Source organism: Haemophilus sp. THUN1690, from assembly GCF_059704375.1.
The window spans coordinates 828,514-842,464 of the sequence record NZ_AP046582.1; the positions used below are offsets into that span (position 1 = coordinate 828,514).

Consider the following 13,951-nt stretch of genomic DNA (forward strand, 5'->3'; position numbering starts at 1 on the left):
TTTACGCCCCTACTTTAGAGAATATTCTTTTCTCCACGAGACACACTAATCAATCCAGAACGAACAATTTCCAACAATGTGGTTTCTTCTTTCAATGCAGAAATAAATGCATCAATTTTATCTTTCGTGCCACTTAATTGAATTGTGTAAGATTTTGGTGTGACATCTACAATTTGTCCACGGAAAATATCGGCTAAACGTTTAATCTCATCACGAGATGAACCTACTGCCCTTACCTTCGCTAAAACAATTTCTCGAACTATATGCTCTTGCTCACTCAAATTAATCACTTTAAACACATCCACTAATTTATGGAGTTGTTTCTCAATTTGTTCCAATACTTGAGCATCGCCCACTGCTTCAATAGTCATTCGAGAAAGTGTTGGATCATCCGTTGGCGCCACCGTCAAACTTTCAATATTAAAGGCACGTTGGGAGAATAAACCAACAACACGCGATAAAGCACCAGACTCATTTTCGAGTAAAACAGATAAAATTCTACGCATTAGTTTGTCTCCTCTTGAGGTTTACTTAAAATCATTTCATTCATTGCGCCACCACGAATTTGCATTGGATACACATGCTCAGATTCATCTACATTAATATCCACAAATACTAATTTATTTTTAATACTGAATGCTTCTTTCAATTTACTTTCAAGTTCATCGGGTGTAGCAATTTTTATACCGACATGCCCATAAGATTCAGCCAATTTCACAAAATCAGGCAAGGAATTCATATAGGTTTGCGAATGGCGACCAGAATAAATCAAGTCTTGCCATTGTTTTACCATTCCCAAGAAATGATTGTTCAAACAAATAATGACAACAGGGATGCCATACTGCGTTGCGGTAGAAAGTTCTTGAATATTCATTTGAATACTTCCATCACCAGTAACACAAACAACTGTTCCTTCCGGATGAGCCAATTTCACGCCTAATGCAGCGGGTAAACCAAATCCCATGGTGCCCGCGCCACCAGAGTTAATCCAATGACGAGGCTCATCGAATGGATAATGTAACGCAGCAAACATTTGATGTTGCCCTACATCAGAAGCCACATACGCCTGTCCTTTAGTAAGACGATATACTGCTTCCATGACTTGTTGCGGTTTAATCACACCAGAAGCACGGTCAAATTCCAAACATTTTTTTGCTTTCCATTGGTTGATTTCTTGCCACCAATTTTCAAGATCTGTTTGAGATTTCAATCCCTCTTCATTCAATAAACTCAAAAATTCTTCCAAGACATTTTTCGCATTTCCGACAATTGGAATTGCTGCTGGAACATTTTTAGAAATCGAGGTTGGATCAATATCAATATGAATCACTTTGGCATTCGGGCAATATTTTTCTAAATTATTTGTTGTGCGATCATCAAAACGAACGCCAATCCCCAAAATAAGATCACTTTCGTGCATTGCCGTATTGGCTTCGAAAGTACCGTGCATCCCTAACATACCTAGGAATTGTTTATCTGTACTTGGATAAGCCCCTAATCCCATTAATGATGAGGTAACCGGTAAATTTAAACGTTGTGCAAACTGAATTAACTGCGTACTACATTCAGCAGCAATTGCACCACCACCGACGAAAAGTATTGGTTTCTTCGCTACTAAAAGTGCTTTTAATGCTTTTTTAATTTGGCCTTTGTGTCCATTTACTGTTGGATTATAAGAGCGTAACTCTACAGATTCAGGGTATTCATAAGGATATTTAAAATTCGGATTTACAGTATCTTTTGGAATATCTACCACTACAGGACCTGGACGACCAGTTGATGCGATATAAAAAGCTTTTTTCAAAATAGATGGAATATCTTCCGCTTTTTTGACAATAAAGCTATGCTTCACAACTGGACGAGAAATCCCCACCATATCACATTCTTGGAACGCATCTCGACCAATTAAATTACTCATGACCTGACCAGAAATAATGACCATAGGCACAGAATCTGTATAAGCCGTTAAAATGCCAGTGATTGCGTTTGTTGCTCCGGGCCCCGAAGTCACTAACACACATCCAACTTTACCTGTAGAACGTGCATAGCCATCCGCCATGTGCACAGCTGCTTGTTCATGGCGAACTAAAATATGTTCAATACCACCTAGTGTATGGATCGCATCATAAATATCTAATACTGCCCCACCTGGATAACCAAATAAATACTCTACGCCTTCATCGCGTAAAGATTGAACGACCATCTCTGCGCCAGATAACTTCTTCATTTTTTACTCCTAAAACGAACCGCACTTTTCAAAAGTGCCCATGCTTTGTATCAATGATTTACATCATACTAAGCAAAAAGTTTTTGTCTAGTCTACATAATGGCTAAAAACACCGACAAAACAGAATAAAAAATCAAACAATATAATAAAATTAGATTTTTATAAAAAAAATAATACTTTTAAATAAAAAAATGCGACCATATGTCGCATTTTATAAATTTATCAAAATTTTATATTTTATTTAGATTTTTGAGCAAGATCACATTTTTAACGTTTTTTCACTGCAAATACGATTAAAAATAATGAAACTGCCGTCGCAGCAAAACCAGCTAAACCTGAATAAGTGAAACCTACCACGATGTAACCAATAGCCGTTGCAGCTGCAACTGTTGCTGCATAAGGAAGCTGAGTAGTCACATGATCCATATGGTTACATTTTGCACCAGTTGAAGACAAAATCGTTGTATCAGATACTGGCGAACAATGGTCACCACATACAGCCCCCGCCATTACTGCTGATAAACAAGGGAGTAATAATTCTGGCGCTGCATTTGCAGCCATAGCCGCTGCAATTGGTAACATAATACCGAATGTCCCCCAGCTAGTACCGGTTGAGAATGCCATTGCAGAACCAAGAATAAATAAAATTACAGGTAAGAATTGCATTGGGATATTACCAGAAACAAGAGAAGATAAATATTTACCAGTTTGCATATCCCCAACAACTTTATTAATTGTCCACGCAAAGAATAAAATTGCGATTGCACCAGCCATTGATTTAATACCTGCGATCCAAGAGCGTGCATATTCTGGAACACTCACTTGACGATCAATAATAATTAATAAAGTAGAAACTAGAATTGAGCAAGAACCACCTACAACTAAAGATGTTCCAACAACAGTATTTTCAAACGCACCTAAAATGCTAAATTCTTTACCATCCGCTGCTAATGCTGATGCACCAGTGTAAATCATCATTGTAACCGTTGAAAAAATTAAAACTAAGATAGGTAATACGAGATTACGTACGTGACCTTTTGCACCCGTTTCTTCTTCTAATTCATCTTCAGGATTTTCCAAAGCTAATTTTTCATGACGTGCCATTGAAGCAATATCGAAAGAAAAATATGCCACAAAGAACACCATGATAATTGAGAAAATTGCATAGAAGTTCATTGAGCTCATTGCCACGAATGCACCAATTGGTGTGTATTCAGTGATCGAATAAGTCGCTAATAAACCGCCTACTAAGGTAATAATGTATGCGCCCCAACTTGAAACTGGCATCATTACACACATCGGCGCAGCCGTTGAATCCAAAATATAAGCAAGTTTCGCACGAGAAACTTTAAAACGGTCTGTCACTGGACGAGCAATTGCGCCTACAGCAAGACTGTGGAAATAATCGTCAATAAAAGTAACAAAAACTAATGATGCAGCTAATAATTTAGCCCCACGACGACCTTTAATACGGTTTTGTGCCCACTCAGCAAACGCACGATTACTACCTGATACAGTTAAAAGTGCGGTTAAAACACCAAGCAATAATAAGAACAAGACAATGTTCATATTAGAGTTAATTGCGCCATCAGCATAAACAAGTGAAATCACGTTGCTTGATAGATAACTGAAAGATGAGCCAATATTCCAGCCACCTAACATTAACGCACCAACAATAATCCCTGCACTGAGAGACACCAATACACGACGAGTTGCAATGGCCAAGACAATCGCCAATAAAGCTGGAATGATTGACCAAACTGAGGATGAAAAATCGATAAGTTCCATTAAGAGATACCTACAATTAATGGAGAGAACGGAAAGCAAAGGACAGAATAAGACCAGAACAACCGTAGCGCTCCATAGTTAATCAAAAAACTATGACAGTGTCGCCCCTTTCAAGTACGCCACCAACCAAACAAAACGACTTTTGTTTGATTTCGGCAATCATTCCTTTCTTTTTTCTTCATCGTTATCCACTCTGAAAAAATACTTATAATGATTGCACCTCTACTTTTGTAGTGATTCAAGAGATTACCGTAAAAAAATCCAAATGCCAACAAGTTTTATAAAAAATTTTATTAGATTGAATTAAAAATATAAAAAATAAACAAAAAGAAATTTAAAGATATATACCTGCTCCGACCATTTATTTAAAATAGATATTTACAATAAATATTATTTTCCCTATTATTAAATAAGTTTTTCCACATACAAGATTATTTTATCGAGGTTTATTATGAGCGAATTAGCAAAAGGTTTGACAAATCTTCGTAGTTTACGTGCGGCAGTGCGCGAATTAACTTTAGAACAAGCGGAAAGTGCTCTTGAAAAATTACAAACTGCTGTTGAAGAGAAACGTACTAATGAAGCAGAATTAATTAAAGCAGAAACAGAGCGAAAAGAACGCTTAGCTAAATATAAAGAATTAATGGAAAAAGAAGGTATTACACCTGAAGAATTACAAGAGATCTTTGGTACAGCAGCAACATCTGCTAGAGCAAAACGTCCACCTCGCCCAGCAAAATATGCATTTATTGATGAAAATGGCGAACGTAAAACATGGACTGGCCAAGGCCGCACACCGCGCCCAATTCAAAATGCATTGAATTCTGGTAAATCATTATCTGATTTCGAAATTTAATTTTTCTATTTGAAACTAGAACCCATTTTTATGGGTTCTATTTTTTTATCTAAATCTAGCGCACAACATTATGATCGAAAAAAAAATATTACTCACCGATTGTCCCGATGATAAAGGCCTAATAGCTAAAATAACCAACATTTGTTACAAACATCAACTAAACATTCTGCATAATAATGAATTTGTAGATTTTGAAACCAAGCATTTCTTTATGCGTACAGAATTGGAAGGTATTTTTAACGAAGCTACCTTATTAGAAGATCTAAAATATAGCTTACCCGAAGGAACGCATTGTCGATTAATTGGTACACAACGTAAACGAATTGTTATTTTAGTCACCAAAGAAGCTCACTGCCTCGGCGATATTTTAATGAAAAATTATTATGGTGCGCTTGATGTAGAAATTGCTGCAGTGATCGGCAACCATGATAATTTACGCGAACTCGTTGAGCGTTTTAATATTCCGTTTCATTTGGTTAGTCATGAAGGCTTAACTCGTATTGAGCACGATAAATTATTAGCTAAAAAAATTGATAAATACACGCCAGATTATATTGTTCTCGCTAAATATATGCGTGTGTTAAATCCTGAATTTGTCGCTCGTTATCCAAATCGAGTGATTAATATTCACCATTCATTTTTACCTGCTTTCATTGGTGCCAAGCCTTATCAACAAGCCTATGAACGAGGTGTAAAAATTATCGGTGCAACAGCACATTTCATTAATAATGAATTGGATCAAGGCCCAATCATTATGCAAAATGTCATTAATGTGGATCATACTTATAGCGCTGAAGCTATGATGCGTGCTGGCCGTGATGTGGAAAAAACCGTGTTAAGTCGAGCCCTTGATCTTGCTTTACACGATAGAATTTTTGTTTATAAAAATAAAACGGTGGTGTTGTAGTGGAAAAAATCATCCTTGCGCCAATAAGTGCGGTTGAAGGAACAATTAATTTACCAGGTTCTAAAAGTTTATCGAACCGAGCATTACTTTTAGCCGCCTTATCTAAAGGCACAACAAAAGTAACCAATTTATTAGATAGCGATGATATTCGACATATGCTTAACGCACTCAAAGCATTAGGCGTACTCTACCATCTTTCTGATGACAAAACTATTTGTGAAATAGAGGGATTAGGTGGAGTATTCAATATACAGGACAATCTTTCTCTCTTTCTTGGCAATGCGGGCACTGCAATGCGTCCATTAACCGCTGCGCTTTGCTTAAAAGGAAACGCCGAAGTTGAAATCATCTTAACGGGTGAACCTCGTATGAAAGAGCGTCCAATACTCCATTTAGTCGATGCATTACGCCAAGCTGGTGCAGATATTCGCTACTTAGAAAATGAAGGTTATCCTCCAGTCGCAATTCGCAACAAAGGGATAAAAGGTGGAAATGTTAAAATTGATGGCTCTATTTCATCCCAATTTTTGACCGCACTTTTAATGTCTGCGCCACTTGCAGAAAATGACACCGAAATCGAAATTATCGGTGAACTAGTCTCTAAACCCTATATTGACATCACCCTTGCAATGATGCGAGATTTTGGTGTTCACGTTGAAAACCATCACTACCAAAAATTTCAAGTTAAAGGAAATCAATCCTACATTTCACCTGGAAAATACTTGGTAGAAGGGGATGCCTCATCGGCATCTTACTTTCTCGCAGCTGGAGCCATTAAAGGAAAAGTGAAAGTCACTGGAATTGGTAAAAACTCTATTCAGGGCGATCGTTTATTTGCTGATGTATTAGAAAGAATGGGGGCAAAAATCACTTGGGGAGAAGATTTTATTCAAGCCGAACGTGCTGAATTGCATGGCATTGATATGGATATGAACCACATTCCAGATGCCGCAATGACGATAGCAACCACAGCACTTTTTGCTAATGGTGAAACCATCATTCGCAATATTTATAACTGGCGCGTGAAAGAAACAGATCGTTTAACAGCAATGGCAACTGAACTGCGTAAAGTCGGTGCAGAAGTCGAAGTAGGTGAAGATTTTATTCGTATTCAACCGCTTGCACTCAATCAGTTTAAACATGCTAATATTGAAACTTATAACGATCACCGGATGGCAATGTGTTTTTCTCTAATCGCTCTGTCCAATACACCAGTGACAATTTTAGATCCTAAATGTACTGCCAAAACCTTTCCAACATTCTTTAGTGAATTTGAGAAAATTTGCTTAAGAGATTAAATTAAAAAAGTGCGGTAAATTTCAAAAAAGTTTTCAAAATTAACCGCACTTTCATTCCATTCTAAAAAAAATCCTAAATAAAGATTATTTATACCGTTTTTTCACCGCACTTTTATCTTGCTCACATAATCGTTCTAATTTTTCCTTAATCTGAATTTCCATACCTCTATTCGTCGGAAAATAATATTGAGTGTCTTTTAATTCAGGCGGGAAATAATTTTCACCTGCCGCATAAGCGTTAAGTTCATCGTGAGCATAACGATATTCAGCACCATAGCCAAGCTCTTTCATTAAATTAGTTGGCGCATTACGTAAATGTGGTGGAACATCGTAATCTGGCAAATCTTTCGCTTGCTGTTTTGCAGTGTTAAATGCAGTATAAACCGCATTACTTTTTGGCGCTACCGCAAGATATATGATGGCTTGGGCAATGGCTCGCTCCCCTTCATAAGCCCCGACTCGAGTAAAGCAATCCCAAGCAGCCAATGCGACTTGCATAGCGCGAGGATCTGCATTTCCCACATCTTCTGAAGCAATGGCAAGTAATCGGCGCGCAACATATAAAGGGTCTCCACCCGCTGTTAAAATTCTTGCATACCAATACAGAGCCGCATCTGGTGAAGAACCTCGAACAGATTTATGTAGCGCAGAAATTAAATCGTAGAAACGATCACCTTGTTTATCAAATCTCGCTTGACGTTCGCCTAAGACTTCTTTTAATAAAGTGCGGTCAATTTTTTTTCCATTTTCGGTTTCATCTGCCATATCCACCATTAATTCGAGGCAATTCAAAGCTAATCGCGCGTCTCCATTGACATATTCGGCAAGTACTTGCAGTAAATTCTCTTCTAAAATTAACCGCTCTTTACCCAATCCACGTTCAGGATCTTCTACAGCTTGCTGCAAAACTTGTTCAATTTCAGCCGTTGTAAGTGATTTCAGCACATATACTCTGGCACGAGAAAGCAATGCATTATTTAGCTCAAAAGAGGGATTTTCTGTTGTCGCCCCAATAAAAATAACGGTTCCATCTTCAATGTGCGGTAAAAATGCATCTTGCTGGCTTTTATTAAAACGATGGACTTCATCCACAAATAAGATAGTTTTACGATCTGCAAGACGATTTTGTTTTGCACGATCAATGGCTTCACGAATTTCTTTGATACCACTCGTCACCGCAGAAATTCGCTCAACTTCAGCATTAATACGTTGCGCAATAATTTCTGCGAGCGTTGTTTTTCCTGTACCTGGTGGCCCCCAGAAAATCATAGAATGAATATGCCCAGCTTGAATAGCTTTACGCAGCGGCTTACCTTCACCAATAAGATGAGTTTGCCCAAAATACTGCTCTAGACTCGTTGGACGCATCTTGGCTGCCAGTGGACGAAAATCATTTTCGGCAAAATCAAAATTGAGATTCGACATGTTTATTTCTCACAAAATTGAAGGGCGTATTTCTACGCCCTTATTTAAAATAATCATTTGTTATTTTTTACGTTGGTCATCCACTTCAACGCCTTTTTCTGGCTTAAATTGGAACAAGGTATCAGACAAAGTTTGATTAGTAATATTACGTAAAACATAAAGATTGGTTTGCCCATCTTTCTCTGTCGTACTGAAATTTCTTAATACGCCATTGGCATCGACACGAATATCAAATTGCTTGATATTACTTTTTGAAGATTTAGGTTTCAATACAAAGGTATCCACTTGTTGCATAACCGAATATTGATCCCAATGGTTTTTGTCATTACTTGTAAGCAACACGAAAGGGGTGTTATTTACCGCATCTTTAACCCATTGTGCTGTTACTTGTTGCACAAATGGATCGTAGAACCATAAGGTTTTACCATCAGAAATAATCTGGGTTTCTTGAGGGGTTTTAGTATCCATACGGAATAAATTTGGGCGTTTAATTTGAAGTTTGCCACTTCCTTGTTGAACATTTTTGCCACTTCCAGAAGTCACTGTTTGCACAAATTCAGCGCTTAATACATCGACTTTAGCTAAACGCATTTGCAATTCACTTGCCGCATCAGCCAATGCCAAATTACTCAAACCAAGTAAGGCAAGTGCGGCAAATTTTAACGTTGTTTTTTTCATTTTACTTTCCTTTTAAATTAGTAGTCCGGACGACGCGATAAAATCTCACGCTTACCATTTTGCATTGGGCTGACAATCCCTTGTTCTTCCATTTGATCCATAATACGCGCTGCTCGGTTAAAGCCTACGCTAAATTTACGTTGAATAGAAGATACTGAAGTTGTACCGGTATTAATAACAAAATCCATTACTTCATCAAAGAGTGGATCTAATTCCCCACCACTTGATATTCCTTTTTCTGTACCTTCCTCATCGTCAGCACTTTCTAAAATACCATCAATATAATCAGGTTTACCACGTGCGCGCCAATCATCCGCAATACGAATAACTTCATCATCACTCATAAAGGCACCATGAACACGCACCAAATCCGATGAACCTTGCCCCGAATAAAGCATATCACCACGACCTAAAAGCGCCTCTGCCCCGCCTTGATCAAGAATAGTTCGTGAGTCAATTTTACTTGCAACGGTAAAGGCAATCCGACTTGGGATATTCGCTTTAATTAAACCTGTAATCACATCGACAGAAGGACGTTGTGTCGCCAAAATTAAATGGATACCAATAGCCCGCGCTTTTTGTGCCAATCTCGCAATAAGTTCTTCAATTTGCTTACCCGCTACCATCATTAAATCAGCAAACTCATCGACAATAACCACAATATAACTCAATTTTTTCAAGGCGGGTGGCATTGCATCCATTGTATCACCAGGTCGCCAAATTGGATTCGGCACTGGCATTCCCATCGCTTCGTATTCATCGATTTTTTCGTTGAAGCCTTCAATATTGCGTACACGTAGAGCAGAAAGCAACTGATAACGGCGTTCCATTTCATCTACACACCAACGCAACGCATTAGCGGCTTTTTTCATATCTGTTACAACAGGCGTTAGCAAATGCGGAATATCATTATAAACTGAAAGTTCAACGACTTTAGGATCGATCATGATAAATTTCACATCTTCTGGTTGAACACGATAAAGTAAACTTAAGATCATCGTATTCACGCCAACAGACTTACCCGATCCCGTTGATCCTGCAACCAACAAATGTGGCATTTTCGCTAAATCAACAATCACTGCCTTTCCGCTAATATCTTTACCTAAAGCCATTGGCAAAGTTGCATGAGTATCACGGAATTCGCTGCTATCTAACACATCACGTAATGGTACCATTTGACGATGAAGGTTAGGCGTTTCAATACCAATATAAGGCTTGCCAGGAATAGCCTCTGCCACACGAATCGAGCGGAACATTAATGCACGCGCCAAATCGGTATCAATACTCGTTACTTTTGACGCTTTCACCCCAGGTTGTAATTCTAATTCATAGCGAGTGACAACTGGGCCAACAAGCACATCTTTTACAGTCGCTTTCACATTAAAATTACGTAATTGTTGCTCAATGCGTTGAGACGTTTCAAAAACTTCTTCTTGCGTAATATTTTGTTCCACTGCGGGATGTTTTGATAATAACTCCAAACTTGGTAAGGGTGTACTAGGCTTTTCACGTTTAGTTGTTTGCTGTTGGAATGCAGGATGAATCAAGCTGCCACTATAACCTTTATAGTTAGGTGATTCCTCTTGATTTTTGTCTAATTGAACATCCCTTATATCATCCTGTAAGGATACGTTAAATTTTAGTTCATCATCACCCAAACGGACTTTTTCATCAGCTTGAACATTAAAATTATTATCCGCCATTTCAGTATTCAAGGATTCATGAGTCGGTTTTAATGAAACTGTTGGCATTTCATCATTTGTAAGCAAGCAAACCTTAGTAAAATCATCCGCACTTTGATCCATTGAGACATTGTCCTGAACAGCAGGCTTTATCGGTTTATTCCACACTGGCACAAAATCATTTTTACTTACCGTTTGTCCATGCGCGTCGCTCGATAAATTCACGCTAGGTAATGCTTCAGATTCAAACTCAAGAGAAAACTGAGGTTTTACACTCTCTTCAGGAGAAACTTCATATTCTGATTTAATCGAGACCTCTGGATTTAAACCATGAATATTAATGAAATGCGAAGGATGCTCAACTGAGTTGTCTTCTGCCTCTAAAGACGATTTTTGAGTTTCAATCTCACCATTTTGTTCCAAATTAAGATTATTTTGATCTAGATTTTCTGTTGCTGAACTATCTGATTTTACAATCACGATTTGCTCTAATTCTTCCGTTGTTTTTTCTTGCTCAACACGTTCTTCCTGCTCATTTTTCATTGTTAACCAATGATAAAAGGCCACAATCAGTCGAATTAATGAGGCGCCAGAGCAAAAAATAAAACCGATTAAAGCAAATGTGAAACCAATTAAAACCGATCCAAATTTACCTAATGCTGGATAAAGCCAATTTACAACAAGTGAACCGCCCAATACGCCACCACTTAAATAAAAGGCATTGCTTGACAAAAGCAACATACTCATCACACAAAGCCCAATAATCAGCATTATAAAGCCAAAACTACGTAAAATAATTCGAGTACAGGAAAGGTTTTTAACTGCTTTTGTTTTCAATAAATAGACTGGTACCAAAAAAGCCGTAAAAGGAATAACATGGGCAACATAGCCTAAGAAAACAAAAGAAAGATCGACAATCCACGCACCAAATGCGCCGACTTTATTAATTGTTTCACCATGCGCACCAGCCGTTGCCCAAGAATTATCAAGCGGAGTATAACTTGACCAAGCAATAATTAAATAAAGCCCAAAAAGTGCGGTTAATCCAAGCAAAAGTTCAGCTAAATACTGTTTTGGTGTAAATCGTTCTGTTATTTGTTTAATCATATTATTTCAATACAAGGAAATTTGTTTGTTTTACTTCTTCCATCACAACATAAGTGCGAGTGTCATTTACACCAGGTAAACGCAATAATGTCGTCCCCAGCAATTTTCGGTATTCAGCCATGTCTGCAACACGAGTTTTTAATAAATAGTCAAAATCGCCCGATACTAAATGGCATTCTTGAATTTCTTCCAACTCTTGAATCGCAGCATTAAATTCCTCAAATACGTCAGGTTTTCCACGAACTAACGTAATTTCCACGATCACAAGCAAAGGCGCTTCCAATAATTCAGGATTCAACAACGCGCGATATCCCATAATTACGCCTTGTTTTTCTAAACGTTTAACACGTTCCAAACAAGGCGTGGGTGAAAGCCCTACTTTTTTCGACAAATCAATATTAGAAATTTTACCGTTGCGTTGTAATTCATTAAGAATTTTTATATCAATCGCATCCAGCGCTTTATTCAGTTTTTTTTCCATTTTTTTATTTTTCTTTGAATAAAAAGTATGTTTATTTTAACAAATTTTGCTAACGTTTTCAGTACAACGGGATTAGATAATTCATTTCCATTAAGACTATTAATTGTCTCTAATGGAAGTATTTAAAAATTATCCAACACGGCTAACGCATCGGAAAGTTTCTTCACTGTAAAAACTTGCATATTTTCGACCGCACTTTTCGGCTTGTTACCAAAAGGAACAATAGCACGTTTAAAACCATGCTTTGCCGCTTCACTAATACGCTCTTGCCCACTTGGCACAGGGCGAATTTCTCCTGCTAATCCAACTTCACCAAAGATCACTAAATCTTGTGGCAAAGGGCGATTACGAAAACTAGAAATTAATGCAAGCAACAAAGCCAAATCCGCACTTGTCTCACTGACTTTTACACCACCAACGACATTTACAAAGACATCTTGATCAGCCATTTGTAAGCCACCATGTCGGTGTAACACCGCCAATAATAGTGCTAAGCGATTTTGCTCTAATCCCACCGCAACACGACGAGGATTCGATAGCATTGAATGATCCACCAAGGCTTGAATTTCAACTAAAAGAGGACGAGTTCCTTCCCAAAGTACCATAACAGAGCTGCCCGATGTAATTTCATCACCTCGGCTTAAAAAGATCGCAGATGGATTTTTTACTTCTCGCAAGCCTTGCTCGGTCATACCAAATACGCCTAATTCATTCACCGCACCAAAACGGTTTTTATGGCTACGCAAGGTACGATAGCGAGAATCGGCTTCGCCTTCTAATAGTAATGAACAGTCAATCGCATGCTCTAACACTTTCGGCCCAGCAAGTGTCCCGTCTTTCGTTACATGCCCCACCATAATAATCGCGACTTGGCGGGTTTTCGCATAACGAGTGAGGAAAGAAGCACATTCACGTACTTGAGCTACACTGCCTGGTGATGATTGAATATCAGCCAAATGCATTACCTGGATCGAGTCCACCACTATAATTTGTGGTTTTAACTGATCCGCCAAATTACAAATCTGTTCCACAGAGGTTTCTGACAACATTTTTAATTGATCGTTTGGCAATCCCAATCGACTTGCACGCATCGCAACCTGTTGTAATGATTCTTCTCCCGTTACATAAAGTGCGGTCATGTTTTTCGCTAAACCGCACATGACTTGTAATAACAAGGTACTTTTCCCTGCACCAGGATGCCCACCAATTAAAATCGCACTACCTGGTACGATTCCACCACCCAGTACGCGATCTAACTCATTAAAGCCACTGGAAAAACGAGGAGTTTCTTGCAAACTAATTTCAGAGAGCGTTTGAATTTTTGCCTGAGTTTCACCCGCGTATCCACTAAAACGATCGTTTTTTGATTTTGCGGTGGAAATTAACCGCACTTCCGTGATTGTATTCCACGCTTTACAAGCCGAGCATTGCCCTTGCCAACGAGAAAACTCCGCACCACAATCGTTACATACATAAGCTGTTTTCGGGGCTTTAGCCATTTT

11 protein-coding genes and 1 riboswitch are annotated in these 13,951 nt (G+C 38.3%); of the genes, 3 read left to right on the forward strand and 8 right to left on the reverse strand.

Features of this window, described 5'->3' with window-relative positions:
• Positions 1 to 14: 14 nt before the first annotated feature.
• The 3 genes from ilvN to AC6H22_RS03945 form a co-directional block, all read right to left on the reverse strand.
• Complete coding sequence (gene ilvN / locus AC6H22_RS03935; RefSeq protein ID WP_005626246.1) at positions 15 to 506, reverse strand: acetolactate synthase small subunit; 492 nt, start codon at positions 504 to 506, stop codon at positions 15 to 17.
• On the reverse strand, positions 506 to 2,227 hold the full coding sequence (locus tag AC6H22_RS03940; protein WP_497515381.1) for an acetolactate synthase 3 large subunit: 1,722 nt from the start codon (positions 2,225 to 2,227) through the stop codon (positions 506 to 508). Before AC6H22_RS03940 ends, ilvN begins: the two co-directional genes overlap by 1 nt.
• Positions 2,228 to 2,494: 267 nt before the next feature.
• Positions 2,495 to 4,015 carry a Na+/H+ antiporter NhaC family protein gene (locus tag AC6H22_RS03945; RefSeq protein ID WP_005626248.1) on the reverse strand — a complete coding sequence of 507 codons (1,521 nt, stop codon included), beginning with the start codon at positions 4,013 to 4,015 and terminating at the stop codon, positions 2,495 to 2,497.
• Positions 4,016 to 4,072: 57 nt separating this feature from the next.
• Positions 4,073 to 4,248: riboswitch (Lysine riboswitch) on the reverse strand.
• Between the two features lie 218 nt (positions 4,249 to 4,466).
• Here AC6H22_RS03945 and AC6H22_RS03950 point away from each other — a divergent pair.
• The 3 genes from AC6H22_RS03950 to aroA all read left to right on the forward strand — a co-directional run bounded on the left by AC6H22_RS03950 (position 4,467) and on the right by aroA (position 7,076).
• Positions 4,467 to 4,871, forward strand: coding sequence for an H-NS histone family protein (locus AC6H22_RS03950; protein ID WP_046943189.1), 405 nt, complete (start codon positions 4,467 to 4,469; stop codon positions 4,869 to 4,871).
• 70 nt (positions 4,872 to 4,941) lie between these two features.
• Positions 4,942 to 5,778 carry a formyltetrahydrofolate deformylase gene (purU, locus tag AC6H22_RS03955; RefSeq protein WP_497515382.1) on the forward strand — a complete coding sequence of 279 codons (837 nt, stop codon included), beginning with the start codon at positions 4,942 to 4,944 and terminating at the stop codon, positions 5,776 to 5,778.
• Positions 5,778 to 7,076 (forward strand): 3-phosphoshikimate 1-carboxyvinyltransferase, encoded by a 1,299-nt coding sequence (aroA, locus tag AC6H22_RS03960; RefSeq protein ID WP_497515383.1) that lies wholly within the window; start codon positions 5,778 to 5,780, stop codon positions 7,074 to 7,076. Before purU ends, aroA begins: the two co-directional genes overlap by 1 nt.
• 84 nt (positions 7,077 to 7,160) lie before the next feature.
• Here aroA and AC6H22_RS03965 read toward each other — a convergent pair whose 3' ends face one another.
• The 5 genes from AC6H22_RS03965 to radA all read right to left on the reverse strand — a co-directional run bounded on the left by AC6H22_RS03965 (position 7,161) and on the right by radA (position 13,948).
• A complete protein-coding gene (locus AC6H22_RS03965; RefSeq protein ID WP_497515384.1) occupies positions 7,161 to 8,501 on the reverse strand; it encodes a replication-associated recombination protein A in 1,341 nt (446 codons plus the stop codon).
• Positions 8,502 to 8,561: 60 nt separating this feature from the next.
• On the reverse strand, positions 8,562 to 9,179 hold the full coding sequence (lolA, locus tag AC6H22_RS03970) for an outer membrane lipoprotein periplasmic chaperone LolA (RefSeq protein ID WP_497515385.1): 618 nt from the start codon (positions 9,177 to 9,179) through the stop codon (positions 8,562 to 8,564).
• A gap of 17 nt (positions 9,180 to 9,196) precedes the next feature.
• Complete coding sequence (locus AC6H22_RS03975) at positions 9,197 to 11,968, reverse strand: DNA translocase FtsK (protein ID WP_497515386.1); 2,772 nt, start codon at positions 11,966 to 11,968, stop codon at positions 9,197 to 9,199.
• Between the two features lies 1 nt (position 11,969).
• A complete protein-coding gene (gene lrp / locus AC6H22_RS03980; RefSeq protein WP_005633718.1) occupies positions 11,970 to 12,449 on the reverse strand; it encodes a leucine-responsive transcriptional regulator Lrp in 480 nt (159 codons plus the stop codon).
• Between the two features lie 122 nt (positions 12,450 to 12,571).
• On the reverse strand, positions 12,572 to 13,948 hold the full coding sequence (gene radA, locus AC6H22_RS03985; protein ID WP_497515387.1) for a DNA repair protein RadA: 1,377 nt from the start codon (positions 13,946 to 13,948) through the stop codon (positions 12,572 to 12,574).
• Positions 13,949 to 13,951 lie beyond the last annotated feature (3 nt).

What these genes read in the sequence shown, in the direction of transcription:
- ilvN (WP_005626246.1), bottom strand. Translation starts at nt 506, where the DNA reads ATGCGTAGAATTTTATCTGTTTTACTCGAAAATGAGTCTGGTGCTTTA.
- AC6H22_RS03950 (WP_046943189.1), top strand. Translation starts at nt 4,467, where the DNA reads ATGAGCGAATTAGCAAAAGGTTTGACAAATCTTCGTAGTTTACGTGCG.
- purU (WP_497515382.1), top strand. Translation starts at nt 4,942, where the DNA reads ATGATCGAAAAAAAAATATTACTCACCGATTGTCCCGATGATAAAGGC.
- radA (WP_497515387.1), bottom strand. Translation starts at nt 13,948, where the DNA reads ATGGCTAAAGCCCCGAAAACAGCTTATGTATGTAACGATTGTGGTGCG.
- lolA (WP_497515385.1), bottom strand. Translation starts at nt 9,179, where the DNA reads ATGAAAAAAACAACGTTAAAATTTGCCGCACTTGCCTTACTTGGTTTG.
- AC6H22_RS03975 (WP_497515386.1), bottom strand. Translation starts at nt 11,968, where the DNA reads ATGATTAAACAAATAACAGAACGATTTACACCAAAACAGTATTTAGCT.
- AC6H22_RS03945 (WP_005626248.1), bottom strand. Translation starts at nt 4,015, where the DNA reads ATGGAACTTATCGATTTTTCATCCTCAGTTTGGTCAATCATTCCAGCT.
- lrp (WP_005633718.1), bottom strand. Translation starts at nt 12,449, where the DNA reads ATGGAAAAAAAACTGAATAAAGCGCTGGATGCGATTGATATAAAAATT.
- AC6H22_RS03940 (WP_497515381.1), bottom strand. Translation starts at nt 2,227, where the DNA reads ATGAAGAAGTTATCTGGCGCAGAGATGGTCGTTCAATCTTTACGCGAT.
- AC6H22_RS03965 (WP_497515384.1), bottom strand. Translation starts at nt 8,501, where the DNA reads ATGTCGAATCTCAATTTTGATTTTGCCGAAAATGATTTTCGTCCACTG.